General features: G+C 61.7%; 14 protein-coding genes. 7 read left to right on the forward strand and 7 right to left on the reverse strand.

What is annotated here, in order from left to right; genetic code table 11:
• Window positions 1–217: 217 nt before the first annotated feature.
• Window positions 218–1,420: an FAD-binding domain-containing protein gene (locus KX928_RS20450; protein ID WP_219506375.1), complete on the reverse strand. Its 1,203-nt coding sequence runs from the start codon at window positions 1,418–1,420 to the stop codon at window positions 218–220.
• A 151-nt stretch (window positions 1,421–1,571) separates the two neighbouring features.
• Here KX928_RS20450 and KX928_RS20455 point away from each other — a divergent pair, with 151 nt between their 5' ends.
• From KX928_RS20455 to KX928_RS20480, 6 genes are all read left to right on the forward strand, one after another.
• Complete coding sequence (locus KX928_RS20455; RefSeq protein WP_219506377.1) at window positions 1,572–2,201, forward strand: ATP-dependent Clp protease proteolytic subunit; 630 nt, start codon at window positions 1,572–1,574, stop codon at window positions 2,199–2,201.
• Between the two features lie 138 nt (window positions 2,202–2,339).
• Window positions 2,340–3,605, forward strand: a complete 1,266-nt coding sequence (gene clpX, locus KX928_RS20460) for an ATP-dependent Clp protease ATP-binding subunit ClpX (RefSeq protein ID WP_219506379.1) — start codon at window positions 2,340–2,342, stop codon at window positions 3,603–3,605.
• Between the two features lie 129 nt (window positions 3,606–3,734).
• Complete coding sequence (locus KX928_RS20465) at window positions 3,735–4,097, forward strand: RidA family protein (protein WP_219506381.1); 363 nt, start codon at window positions 3,735–3,737, stop codon at window positions 4,095–4,097.
• Window positions 4,098–4,189: 92 nt separating this feature from the next.
• Complete coding sequence (locus KX928_RS20470) at window positions 4,190–4,573, forward strand: NADH:ubiquinone oxidoreductase subunit NDUFA12 (RefSeq protein ID WP_219506383.1); 384 nt, start codon at window positions 4,190–4,192, stop codon at window positions 4,571–4,573.
• Window positions 4,574–4,581: 8 nt separating this feature from the next.
• Window positions 4,582–5,028, forward strand: coding sequence for an outer membrane lipid asymmetry maintenance protein MlaD (gene mlaD, locus KX928_RS20475; protein WP_219506385.1), 447 nt, complete (start codon window positions 4,582–4,584; stop codon window positions 5,026–5,028).
• On the forward strand, window positions 5,025–5,381 hold the full coding sequence (locus KX928_RS20480) for a DUF2155 domain-containing protein (RefSeq protein WP_219506387.1): 357 nt from the start codon (window positions 5,025–5,027) through the stop codon (window positions 5,379–5,381). Before mlaD ends, KX928_RS20480 begins: the two co-directional genes overlap by 4 nt.
• On the opposite strand, the gene aat is transcribed toward KX928_RS20480, so the two are convergent.
• Genes aat through accB form a run of 3 tightly spaced genes read right to left on the reverse strand, consistent with a single transcriptional unit; the run spans window position 5,345 to window position 7,850 of the window.
• Window positions 5,345–5,977: a leucyl/phenylalanyl-tRNA--protein transferase gene (aat, locus tag KX928_RS20485; RefSeq protein ID WP_219506389.1), complete on the reverse strand. Its 633-nt coding sequence runs from the start codon at window positions 5,975–5,977 to the stop codon at window positions 5,345–5,347. The two genes, KX928_RS20480 and aat, sit on opposite strands and share 37 nt — an antisense overlap.
• Before the next feature lie 13 nt (window positions 5,978–5,990).
• Window positions 5,991–7,343, reverse strand: coding sequence for an acetyl-CoA carboxylase biotin carboxylase subunit (gene accC, locus KX928_RS20490; RefSeq protein ID WP_219506390.1), 1,353 nt, complete (start codon window positions 7,341–7,343; stop codon window positions 5,991–5,993).
• A 12-nt stretch (window positions 7,344–7,355) separates the two neighbouring features.
• Window positions 7,356–7,850 carry an acetyl-CoA carboxylase biotin carboxyl carrier protein gene (gene accB, locus KX928_RS20495; protein ID WP_219506391.1) on the reverse strand — a complete coding sequence of 165 codons (495 nt, stop codon included), beginning with the start codon at window positions 7,848–7,850 and terminating at the stop codon, window positions 7,356–7,358.
• A gap of 154 nt (window positions 7,851–8,004) precedes the next feature.
• Here accB and KX928_RS20500 point away from each other — a divergent pair, with 154 nt between their 5' ends.
• A complete protein-coding gene (locus KX928_RS20500; RefSeq protein WP_219506392.1) occupies window positions 8,005–9,507 on the forward strand; it encodes a class I adenylate-forming enzyme family protein in 1,503 nt (500 codons plus the stop codon).
• A gap of 685 nt (window positions 9,508–10,192) precedes the next feature.
• Here KX928_RS20500 and KX928_RS20505 read toward each other — a convergent pair.
• From KX928_RS20505 to KX928_RS20515, 3 genes are read right to left on the reverse strand one after another with little or no spacing between them, the layout of a single operon-like run.
• A complete protein-coding gene (locus KX928_RS20505; RefSeq protein ID WP_219506393.1) occupies window positions 10,193–10,948 on the reverse strand; it encodes an ABC transporter ATP-binding protein in 756 nt (251 codons plus the stop codon).
• A gap of 55 nt (window positions 10,949–11,003) precedes the next feature.
• Entirely contained in the window at window positions 11,004–11,768 is a 765-nt protein-coding gene (locus tag KX928_RS20510) for an ABC transporter ATP-binding protein (RefSeq protein ID WP_219506394.1), read from the reverse strand.
• A gap of 10 nt (window positions 11,769–11,778) precedes the next feature.
• Window positions 11,779–12,978: a branched-chain amino acid ABC transporter permease gene (locus tag KX928_RS20515; RefSeq protein WP_219506395.1), complete on the reverse strand. Its 1,200-nt coding sequence runs from the start codon at window positions 12,976–12,978 to the stop codon at window positions 11,779–11,781.
• Window position 12,979: the final 1 nt, after the last annotated feature.

Raw genomic sequence — 12,979 nt, forward strand, 5'->3', positions numbered from 1 at the left:
ATGTCTTTAACAATGTCCCTGTCTGCGGTCGCGTTGTCCATTCGCACGGCGCGACCTTGGGAAGTCACGCGTTCACATCAGCCTTGGCATGATCTGAAACCGATCGGCTGACGCGCGAAAATGGCCACCTGAGCACGCCCGTTCTTTGCCTGCCGCGTGTAACATGGGTGTGACAAATTCCCGGTTTCACAGCGATACGATGTGGCAGGGTCAGATTTCAATTCAGGCGCGCAATCAGGTCCGGGATGGCCTTCCTGAAACCAAAAAATCCCGTCGTCGCATGTGGCCAGGCGGCCTGATCGTATGGCCTGCGTAACGGCCGTAGCAGTGGCGCGTCGGGGTGCGTGGCCAACCTGTCCATGAATGCGGCGACGGGACCGACAGGCGGTTCCGTCATGACGATCTGCCCCAGCCTTTCCCGCGCCGCCCAGGACAGGATGTCGTCAAGGCTCCGCGCCTCGGTGACGGTATCGACCCGGTGCTGGTATCGGGCGACGGAATCCCGGGTTGCTGCGGTGCGAAAATCCCCGACGTGGGGGGCGGGCAGCAGCGGGCTGATCCCGTTTTCCACAGCGACGTGGCACAGGCTGACCGGTGCTGCCTGATCGAACACGTAGCCCGGGCTCAAATCATCGTGGTGCAGCAGCAGCCCGGTTTTCAGCCCCCTGTCGACAGGGGGCAATGCGCGCAGAGCTTGGGGCGGCGGCACGGGCTGGCCGCTGCGCGGGGCGGCGGTCTGTGCCAGCTGGCCCCTGGGTCTGAACCGTCCGTTCGTGTATTTGGCGATATTGTCGGCGCGGGCCTGATAGGTCTTGCCAACCGTCTGAAGACCGGCCACCCAGCGCCAGCTCAGCGTGTTGCAGGCCGGGTCGCCATCCAGCAGGTGCCGCAGGAAGAAATCCGCGCCCAGCTGCCATGGCAGCTCCAGCGTGAACACCCAGATCGACGCGAACCACATCCGCGCATGGTTGTGAAGATATCCCATGGAAACAAGCTCTTGCGCCCAGTTATTAAAGCACTCGATATCGGTGTTTCCAAGGCAGGCGCAGGTCCATCGGTCGCGCAGACCGGTTTGCGACTGCACCGCGTCCCAGGCCTGGCGCAGGTCGTGCTGATAGGCCTCCCACACGGTCGGGCGGCGTTCCAGCCAGCCTTTCCAATAGGTGCGCCAGAACACCTCCTGAATGAATTTCTCTGCCGATTTTTCGGAATGCCGCCCCAGAACCGCGGTGAGGATTTCCGCCTCGGTGATCAGGCGGCAGCGCACGTAGGGCGACAGGGTGGAGACATCGCCATGCTGGCCCGGGCCGTGATCGTAATTGCGCCGCGCCGCATAGGCACGGCCCGCTTTCGGCACGAATGCCGACAGCCGTTCAAGCGCTGCGGTTCTGGTGGGCGGGAAGAGGTCCAATGCCGTCATGACCCGCGAACTAGCCCGGCCCCTGTGCAGAGCAACGTCAGCATCGAAGTTTCGGCCGGCCCCCCTTGCAGCCCCCCGGTGGCAATACTAAGCTTTGAGTAACGGTTCAGCGGGTATGGTCCCGTCGAACACCAACGAACAGGCTTCCCACATGAATGATCCAATCGACACTTACATGAATACCCTTGTCCCTATGGTGGTGGAACAAACCAGCCGGGGCGAGCGCGCGTATGATATTTTCTCGCGCCTGCTAAAAGAGCGGATCATCTTTCTGTCCGGGCCGGTTCATGATGGTATGTCCTCGTTGATCGTGGCGCAGTTGCTGCACCTTGAGGCGGATAATCCCTCCAAGGAGATTTCCATGTACATCAACTCGCCGGGTGGTGTTGTGACCTCCGGCCTGTCGATTTACGACACGATGCAATACATCAAGCCCAAGGTGTCCACGCTGGTGATCGGTCAGGCGGCCTCCATGGGGTCGCTGCTGTTGACGGCGGGCGAAGCGGGCATGCGGTTTTCCCTGCCCAACAGCCGCGTGATGGTGCACCAGCCTTCCGGCGGGTACCAGGGGCAGGCGACGGACATCATGATCCACGCACAGGAAACCCAGAAACTGAAGACCCGTTTGAACGAAATCTATGTGAAACACACCGGACAGACCCTCAAAAAGGTGGAAGAAGCCTTGGAACGCGACAATTTCATGTCTCCCGAAGAAGCCAAGAAATGGGGGCTGATCGACGAGATTGTGGAGAGCCGGAGCAAAGACGACAGCGACAGCTAAAGGACACGACAGGCGCACAGTCAGTTTACCATTTTGCGATTGTGGACCTGTCAGCGCTGGCCTAAGCTGGCATAAGCTTAACAGGCGCTCTGATTTGCGGGGCGCACCAGACGACACCCAGGACCTGAAAGGGTTGATATGGCTACGAATTCGACGGGCGACAGTAAGAACACCCTGTATTGCAGCTTCTGCGGCAAGAGCCAGCATGAGGTGCGCAAACTGATCGCCGGGCCAACGGTTTTCATTTGCGATGAGTGTGTTGAGCTGTGCATGGACATCATCCGCGAGGAAACAAAGGCGTCGGGGCTCAAGGCGACGGACGGTGTGCCGACGCCCAAGGATATCTGCGATGTGCTGGATGATTACGTGATCGGTCAGGCGATGGCCAAGCGCGTGTTGTCGGTCGCCGTGCACAACCATTACAAGCGGCTGAATCACGCCCAGAAGGGTGGGGATATCGAACTGGCGAAATCCAACATCCTGCTGATCGGCCCGACGGGCTGCGGCAAGACCTTGCTGGCGCAGACGCTGGCGCGCATCCTTGACGTCCCGTTCACGATGGCGGATGCCACCACGCTGACCGAAGCGGGCTACGTGGGCGAAGATGTGGAAAACATCATTCTCAAGCTGTTGCAGGCGTCGGAGTACAATGTCGAGCGCGCGCAACGCGGCATCGTCTATATCGACGAGGTCGACAAGATTACCCGTAAATCCGAAAACCCCTCGATCACCCGCGATGTGTCGGGCGAGGGGGTGCAGCAGGCGCTGCTGAAGCTGATGGAAGGCACCGTGGCCTCCGTGCCGCCCCAGGGCGGGCGCAAGCATCCGCAGCAGGAATTCCTGCAGGTGGACACCACGAATATCCTCTTTATCTGCGGCGGCGCTTTTGCCGGTCTGGACAAGATCATCGCCGCCCGCGGCAAGGGGTCCGCCATGGGGTTCGGTGCCGATGTGCGTGACAATGACGAGCGTGGCGTGGGCGAGATCTTTACCGATCTGGAACCCGAAGACCTGCTCAAGTTCGGCCTGATCCCGGAATTCGTCGGCCGCCTGCCGGTGCTGGCGACGCTGGAGGATCTGGACGAAGATGCGCTGGTCACCATCCTGACCCAGCCCAAGAATGCGCTGGTCAAACAGTATCAGCGTCTGTTCGAGCTGGAAGACACCTCATTGACCTTCACCGATGATGCGCTGTCGGCCATCGCCAAACGCGCGATCGAACGCAAGACCGGGGCCCGGGGGCTGCGCTCCATTCTCGAAGATATCCTGCTGGACACGATGTTCGACCTTCCGGGGCTTGACAGCGTGACCGAAGTGGTGGTGAACGAAGAGGCCGTTGTCTCTGACGCGGCGCCGCTGATGATCCATGCGGATGCAGAGAAGGAACCGGCCAGCGCGGGTTGATGCGCGGCCGTAATCGTGATGAATGGCGGGTCTTGCACCCGCCTTCTCTTTGCCGGTTCGCGTTTTCTTGATCGCAGACCGGCTGTTCAGAGACCTGACTTTGATGTGCCGCGGCGCGAAGGGGGCTTTTTGACCATCAAACGCATTCATTCAGGCGGCGAATTCGAGCCGAAAGTCGGTTACTGCCGGGCGGTTGTTGCCGGTGGCTGGGTACATGTCGCCGGCACCGTGGGCCATGGCACAACGGCCGTTGAGCAATGCCGGTCCGCGCTTGAGATCATCGGCAAGGCGCTGGCGGACGCCGGCAGCGATTTTGCGCATGTTGTGCGCGTGACCTACATGCTGCCCGACAGATCCGAGTTTGACGCCTGCTGGCCGATGCTGCGCGACGCGTTTGGCGAGAATCCACCCGCGGCGACAATGATCGAATGCGGTCTGATCACGCCTGAGGATCGGATCGAGATCGAGGTGACTGCCCTGGTGCCCGATTAACGCCCCGAAAGGCGCCGCAGGTTGCGCATCCATCTGGACGTTTCTTCCGCAATCCTGCATATGTGGATCAGCAATGCGACCGGAGGCATTTCATGGGAATTCTCACTTCTATTCTGCGCGCAGTCACCTGGTGGAATGGCCAGACGTTGAACACGCAGCTTTGGACGTGGCGCAAGGGTGTCAAGGTCGGCGAAGATAGCCAGGGCAATGTCTTCTACGAAAACAAGGATAAATCACGCCGCTGGGTGATCTATAACGGCGAGGCGGAGGCCAGCCGCGTGGATCCCGACTGGCACGGCTGGCTGCATCACACATGGGATGCGGCACCAACCGACGCCCCGCTGCCGCACAAGGCTTGGGAAAAACCACATCAGGAAAACCTGACAGGTACCGCGCTCGCTTATGCGCCCAAAGGATCGTTGCGCCGCGCCGATCCCGCGCCGCGCAGCGACTACGAGGCCTGGTCGCCGGAGTAACGATTCATATGTCTGAAAACACCACCGAAGTCATCGTCGGCGCGGGCGTGCTAGCCGTTGCCGTGGCCTTTGTTGTCTATGCCGGGCAAGTCTCCGATTTCTCCGGCGGCGGGGCGACCTACCCGTTGGAGGCAAGCTTTCGCAGCCTTGAAGGCGTGGGCGTCGGCACGGACGTCCGTCTGGCCGGGGTCAAGGTTGGCACGGTTGCCGATGTGACGCTGAACCCCGAAACCTACCGCGCGGACACAACGGTGTCGCTGAACCGTGGCATCGAGGTGCCCGATGACAGTGCGATCATCATCTCCTCCGAAGGGCTTCTGGGCGGTAATTTCGTGGAGATCGTGCCCGGCGGTTCCCCCTTCTATTTCGAGGCGGGGGACACCATCACCGATACGCAGGGCGCGGTCAGCCTCGTGTCGTTGTTGCTGAAATTCGTGAGCGGCTCAACCGAATGATCTTCCGTGCGGCTGCGATGCTTGCCGTTCTCGCCTCTGCGGCCGGGGCGCAGCAGGTGAGCGAAGCCCAAGGGGTGATCCTGCGCGGTCTCGATAAGATCAGCGGCCAGGTCTATGATATTGAAATGAAATCCGGGCAGACCGCGACGTTCGAACGGCTGCGGATCACGCTCAATTCATGCCGCTATCCGGTGGGCAACCCGGCGGGCGATGCCTTTGCCGCCCTGGAAGTATCGGATGCAACCGACGGCACGGAACTGTTCTCGGGATGGATGATTGCCTCCGCCCCGGCGCTGTCGGCGATGGACCATGCGCGCTATGACCTTTGGGTCATGCGCTGCACCACTTCCTGAGGTGAGCGCAGCACGGGGGCGGTAAAATCCGCAGGCAGTGCCTTGGCCGCCTGCAACGCCGTGCGGTACGCGGCCCGGCTGATCTCGATACCGCCCAGCGACGCCAGATGATCCGTGAGGAACTGCGTGTCAAAAAGCCTGAACCCGGCGTCGAGCAGCCGGTTGACCAGGCAGGCCAGCGCAATCTTGGATGCATCGGTACGCCGCGAAAACATGCTTTCCCCGAAGAAGGCCGCACCCAGCGTGACCCCGTAGACACCGCCGACCAAAGCCGACCCGTCCCAGACCTCCAGCGAATGGGCCTGACCGCGTTTGTGCAAGGCGATGTAAAGGCTGCGGATTTCAGTGCTGATCCAGGTATCCGCGCGGTCCGCACAGCCGTCAACGACACCTGCGAAATCCTGATTGATGCTCACCTCAAAGCGGGTGTTGCGCATCGCCCGCCGCAGGGAACGCGAGGCGTGGAACCCGGTCAGCGGCATCACGCCGCGACGCTGCGGGTCCACCCAGAAGACCTCCGGATCGTCGCGATGCTCTGCCATCGGAAATATGCCGGTGGCGTAGCCTTGCATCAACACGTCCGGGGTCAGATGCATGACGCCCCGCGGGTCAGCTTTCGCCGAGATTGGTTTCCAGCCAATGCTCCAGCCAGTGGATGTTGTACCCGCCGGACAGAACGTCCTCTTCTTCCAGAAGCGCGTGGAAAAGCGGCACGGTGGTGTCGACGCCATCGACGATCAACTCGCCCAGGGCGCGTTTGAGACGGGCCAGGGCCTCGGGCCGGTCGCGCCCATGCACGATCAGCTTGCCGATCAGGCTGTCGTAATAGGGCGGGATGGAATACCCGTCATAAAGGGCGGAATCCATGCGCACGCCAAGCCCGCCCGGCGCGTGGTACTGCGTGATCCGGCCCGGGCAGGGCGCGAAATTCGGCAGCTTTTCGGCATTGATCCGTACCTCGATCGCATGGCCGGTGATCTTCAGGTCTTCCTGATGGAAGGACAGCTCCATGCCGGAGGCGACGCGAATTTGCTCGCGCACCAGATCGACGTTGAAAATCGCCTCCGTCACCGGGTGTTCGACCTGCAAGCGCGTGTTCATCTCGATGAAATAGAATTCACCGTTCTCGTAGAGGAATTCGATGGTGCCCGCGCCGATGTAGTTGATCCGCGCCACGGCGTCGGCACAGGTCTTGCCGATCGCAGCACGCTCTTCGGCGGAAATCGCGGGGCCGGGGGCTTCTTCGAAAACCTTCTGGTGGCGGCGCTGCAGCGAACAGTCCCGCTCGCCCAGGTGCACCGCGCGGCCCTTGCCGTCGCCAAAGACCTGAATTTCGATGTGGCGCGGGGTGGTGAGGTACTTTTCGATATAGACTTCATCGTTGCCGAAGTTGGATTTGCCTTCGGCGCGCGCCGTGTGGAACGCTTTTTCCATATCCGCCGCGGTCTGTGCCACCTTCATGCCGCGCCCGCCGCCGCCTGCCGTGGCCTTGACGATCACGGGGTAGCCGATCTCTTCACCGATCCGCTTGGCGTCCGCCAGTGTTTCGACACCGCCGTCCGAGCCGGGCACACAGGGCACCCCGAGCTTCTTCATCGTATCCTTGGCGGTAATCTTGTCGCCCATGATGCGAATGTGTTCGGCGGTGGGGCCGATGAAGGTGAGGTCATGATCCTCGACCACCTGTACGAACCCGGCGTTCTCGCTCAGGAAACCATAGCCGGGGTGGATCGCCTCGGCACCCGTGATCTCGCAGGCGGAGATGATGGCGGGCACCGAGAGGTAGCTTTGCGTCCCGGCGGGAGGGCCGATGCAGACGCTTTCATCGGCCATGCGTACATGCATCGCGTCGCTGTCGGCAGTGGAATGCACCGCGACCGTGGCGATGCCCATCTCGCGCGCGGCACGCACCACGCGCAGGGCAATTTCACCGCGGTTGGCGATCAGGATTTTGTTGAACATCGCGCGGGCCTCCTATTCGAGGATCACAAGCGGTGTGCCAAATTCGACGGCAGCGCCATCCTCGACGACGATACGCTTGATTGTACCGGACCGCGGCGCGGGAATGTGGTTCATGGTCTTCATCGCTTCGACGATGAGCAGCGTGTCGCCTTCCGAGACGCTGGCGCCCACGGAAATGAACGGATCGGCGCCGGGTTCGGCCTGCATGTAAACCGTGCCGACCATCGGCGAGGTCACCGCACCCGGGTGTTCCGCCGGATCATCGCTGCCACCGGACGCGGCAGGGGCCGCTGCAGGCGCGGCCGCCGGTGCCGGGCCAGGGGCGGCCGCCGGTGGCGATACCTGCGTGACGACCTGCTGTTGCACGTGCCGGCTGACGCGCACATTCAGGCTGTCATCTGCACCGTAGTCGCGCTTGACCTGCAATTCTGTCAGGTCGTTTTCACGCAGCAATTCCGCCAGGGCCTGAATAAAGGCCACATCAGCGTCATGGTTCTTCTTTGTCATGTAAGTCCTCGACCGTTCGGGGAGCCTTGTTGCGTTCGGCCCTTGTTCCTGCGCGACTGTTATAGGCCAAGGGTTACGCCATGGAAACCCGCCTATTGCGTGGGGGTGTTCTTTGGCTAACATCGCGGCGGAGACGGTTTTTTCAGGAGTGATCATGAATCTTGCGCATTGGCTGGAGCGGCAGGCAGGAACCGCGCCTGAGCGCCCTGCGCTCTTTCTCGGGCGCGACTGCGTGGCCGATTATGGAACCTTCTGGTCTGACGCCTGCGCCATCGGGGGCTGGCTGGCCGCGCAGGGTGTGACCGCCGGTGACCGCGTGGCGATCTTCATGAAGAACTGCCCTGAATACCTGACGGTGTTTTACGGGATCTGGGCGGCCGGCGCGGCCGTTGTGCCGATCAACTCGAAACTGCACGGACGCGAGGCCGCCTTCATCCTTGAAGACAGCGGCGCGCATCACGTCTTTGCCACCGCCGATCTGGCACCGGGCCTGCGCACGGCGGGCGTGGCGGCGCAGATCACAATCGCGCCGGGCGCGGACTTCGAGGCGCTGCGCCGCCATGCGCCGCTGAAAAGCGTGGTGCGTCGGCAGGCGGACGATCTCGCATGGCTCTTTTACACCTCCGGCACGACGGGCAAGCCCAAGGGGGTGATCATGACCCACCGCATGCTGGCCAATATGAGCCTGTGCTACACTATCGATGTCGATACGGTCACGGCAGCCGACAGTACGCTTTATGCCGCACCAATGAGCCATGCCGCGGGCATCTACAACATGCTGCACGTGCGCGCGGGCGCGCGCCATGTCTGTCCGGTGTCAGGGGGCTTCGAGCCCGCCGAGATATTTGACCTTGCCGGTCACTTCGGAAGCATGCAGCTCTTCGCGGCGCCGACGATGGTGCAGCGCATGACACAGGTGGCGAGGCAGAGTGGTGCGCGCGGAAAGGGATTGCGCACGGTGATCTACGCCGGTGGCCCGATGTACAACGCGGACATCATCGAGGCGGTGGATCACTTCGGCCCTGTTTTCGCGCAGATCTATGGGCAGGGAGAATGCCCGATGGGCATTACCGCGCTGTCCCGCGGCGATGTCGCCGACCGTGATCACGAAAACTGGGCCGCGCGTTTGCAATCGGTGGGCCGCGCGCAGTCTGTGGTGGAGGTCGCCATCGGCGATGAAGAGGGTCATCTTGTCCCGCCCGGCACCCATGGCGAGATCATGGTGCGCGGCGATACCGTCATGCCGGGCTACTGGCAAAACCGCGATGCCACCGCAAAGACACTGGTAAACGGCTGGCTGATGACCGGCGATATGGGGTTCATGGATGCGGACGGCTATGTCACGTTGCGTGACCGGTCCAGGGACATGATCATCACCGGTGGCTCCAACGTCTATCCGCGCGAAGTGGAAGAGGTTTTGTTGACCGATCCTGACGTGCAGGAGGTGTCGGTAGTGGGCCGCGCGCATGCTGAATGGGGCGAGGAGGTTGTGGCCTTCATCGTCGGGCAGGCGGATCCGGATCGTCTCGACCGTCTGTGCCTTGAGAATATTGCACGCTTCAAGCGGCCCAAGGAATACATCGCGATCGACGCTCTGCCAAAGAACAACTACGGCAAGGTGTTGAAGACAGAGCTGCGTCGGTTGCTGCAGGACTGAGCCGTCGTTCTGGTGTTCGGGGATTTCGGCGGAGGCGGTGCCGCGCAGCTGCGCGCGAAACGCATCCGCTGTCATGGGTGGTTTCCACGCGCCGGTCCAAAACACGTAACCGACCCCGCCGATCAGAAAGATCAGGCCCGCGATGACAAGGCGGCGGGCGTTTTTCCGTGCCTGCCGGAAAACGGCTGCCGGGCGTCAGAGCCAAAAATAAAACAATCGCGAAAGGCGCGGCAAGGACCAGAACGAGGTGGTCGATGGCCCAGGCCCGGACCATCGGCACGGCGTTTTCAGAGATCACCAGCGGCAGGATGACAAAGCCAGCCGTCACGACGAAGAGCCAGGCGGCGTTGTGCCGCGGGGTTGTCGCGGTCGCCTCTCCCTCTTTCGCGAGAGAGCCGGTCGGCAAATAAAAGATGTAACAGCCCGCAGCGCCGATCAGCGCCATGGTGCTGAGCCCGGCCAGTATCGCAGCGCCGCTCCCCGCCGGTCCGGTAACACGCATCAGTACCAACCCGGCAAGCGCCGCGGTGAGTAGGAAGATCGCGGGACCTGAGGGCGCAAAACGTGTCATGTGCCTGATCATCCGGGCGAAAAGCGGCATTTTCAGGCAAACGGCAGACCCGGCCCGTGCCACGCCCGTCCGAACGTGCGGGTGGTTTCAGGGGCCGCTGGAAACTGTTCGGCGTCAGATGGCGAGGTATTCTTCGCGCAGTTCCTGATTTTCCAGAACTTCGGCCGCGGTGCCGTCAAAGACGATCCCGCCGGTGTCGAGGATCACGGCGCGATCCGCCAGTTGCAGCGCGCGCACGGCGTTCTGTTCCACAAGGATGGTCGTGATCCCCTGTTCCTTGATGATGCGCAGGGTTTTTTCGATCTCGTCGACGATCACCGGGGCCAGACCCTCGTAAGGTTCATCCAGCAGCAGCACCTTGATGTCCCGGCAGAGCGCGCGGGCAATGGCCAGCATCTGCTGTTCGCCGCCCGACAGGGTCACGCCTTCCTGCGTGCGCCGTTCGCGCAGACGCGGGAACAGGTCGTACACCCTGTCGAGTGACCAGCCGATAGGCGGCGCGATCTGCGCCAGCTTGAGGTTTTCCTCGACCGTCAGGCCCGCAATGATACGGCGATCTTCGGGGACCAGCCCCAAGCCCACCTGCGCGGCCTGATGGCTGGCCATGTTGTGCAATGGCTGGTGGTCAAGCCAGATTTCGCCCTTGCGCACCTCCGGGTCGCCCAGTCGCGCGATGGCGCGCAGGGTCGATGTCTTGCCCGCGCCGTTGCGGCCGAGCAGTGCGAGGATTTCGCCTTCGTGCACGTTGAAGGTCACGCCCTGCACGATGTAGCTTTCGCCGTAATAGGCGTGCACGTCCCAGACGGACAGGAAGGCGGGCGCCGTGGCCGCCTGGTTGGCATGTTTGGAGAAGTCCGGTTTGACGTTCATGTCGGTGTCCTCGCATCTTGCGGGTGGGGGGCGTCATACCGGCCCCGGAATGAATTTATGCAGCCGTCTGTGTTTCGCCGAGGTAGGCCTCGCGCACTTTCGGATGCCCCTTGATGTTGTCGGGCGTATCTTCCACCAGCGGGGTGCCCTGCGCCAGCACGGTGATGCGCTCCGCGAGCGAGAAGACCACGTGCATGTCATGTTCGATGATGGCGATGGTGATGTCGCGCTCATCGCTGATCTGTTTCAGCAGGTCGATGGTGTTGTTGGTATCCGCCCGGGCCATGCCTGCGGTGGGCTCATCGAGAAGCAACAGGCGCGGCTCCTGACTGAGGCACATGCCGATCTCAAGACGCCGTTTGTCACCCCGTGACAGCGCGGCCGCATGCATATCGCGCTTGTCCGCCATGTTCATGTCTTCCAGCATGTGTTCTGCGCGTTCCACGATGTCGCGTTGCGATGCCACGCTGGCGATTGCATTCATCTCGAACGCGCCGTCCCGTTTCGCAAAACAGGGGATCATCATGTTTTCCATCACCGTCAGATCGCCAAAGATTTCCGGGGTCTGAAAAACACGGCTGATGCCCATCTGGTTGATCTCATGCGGTTTGCGCCCGAGCACGGACTGCCCGTCAAACATCACCGACCCGGTATCCGGGATCAGTTTGCCAACCAGACAGTTGAGCAGCGTGGATTTGCCCGCCCCGTTGGGCCCGATGATCGCGTGCACGGAATTTTCCGCAATGCTGAGGTTCACATCCCCCAGAGCCTGCAGACCGCCAAAGCGCTTGCCGACGTTTTTGACTTCGAGAATACCCATAGCCGTCTCCTTATTCCGCAGGCGTGGTTTTGCCGTCAGCGGCATCGTCGGATGGTTTTTTGCGTTTGAACAGGCGGCCGATGCGCTGCCCGCCTTCGACCAGACCGCCGGGCAGGAAGATCACCACAAGCATGAACAGAATGCCGAGCGTCAGGTGCCAGCCCTTGCCGATGAACGGGTAGACGATGGCGATCAGGAAATCCTCGATACCGTCGGGCATGAAGGCAAACCACTGTTCCAGCACCGACTTGTTGATCTTGGAGACGATGTTTTCCATGTATTTGATGAAACCCGCGCCCAGAACCGGACCGATCAGCGTGCCGGCCCCGCCAAGGATCGTCATCAGGACGACCTCGCCCGAGGCTGTCCAGAACATGCGTTCCGCGCCCACCTGCGTGTCCATCGCCACCAGCAGGCCCCCGGCCAGACCGGCATACATGCCGGAGATGACAAAGGCGGCCAGCGTGTAGGGCTTGGCGTTCAGGCCCGTGTAATTGACCCGTTGCTGGTTTGATTTCACAGCCCTCAGCATCATGCCGAAAGGCGACCGGAAGATACGGATCGACAGGTAGAAGGCCAGGATCATGACAATCGCCGCGATGTAGTAGCCCGCGTTGAAGGTAAAGATCCAGTTGCCCAATTCCAGTTCGTAGCTGGTGCCCATCTCGAGCCCGAAGAAGTTGGCGCGTGGTGTCTGACCGGCGGCAAGGGCGCCGTCGAGGATGCGCGGATCATCGACTTTTGGCTGAAGGCCCGTCTCACCGCCGGTGATCGGGGTCAGCACCGAATAGGCAAGCGAGTAAGACATCTGCGCGAAGGCCAGCGTCAGGATCGAGAAGTAGATGCCGGAGCGGCGCAGCGATATCCACCCCACGAGCAGCGAGAAGAGACCGGCGACGACGACCGAAATGATGATCGCGGGGACAACGTTCATTGTCAGCAGCTTCATCATCCAGATGGCGGCGTAAGACCCGACACCCAGAAAGGCCGCATGACCGAAGCTGAGATAGCCCGTTAGGCCGAAGAGAATGTTGAACCCGATGGCGAAGATGCCGAAGATCACCAGCCGCTGCATCAGGTCCGGGTAGCCCGCGTTGAACTGCGCCATTGCCGAGCCTTCGGGGAAGGGGTTGAGGATGAAGGGCGCGAGGACGGTCAGCAGGATCACGATGATCAGCAGGGTGGAGTCGCGTTTTGTCAATCCGAACATG

Source organism: Roseobacter insulae (genome assembly GCF_019375555.1).
GTDB classification, from domain to species: Bacteria; Pseudomonadota; Alphaproteobacteria; order Rhodobacterales; family Rhodobacteraceae; genus Roseobacter; species Roseobacter insulae.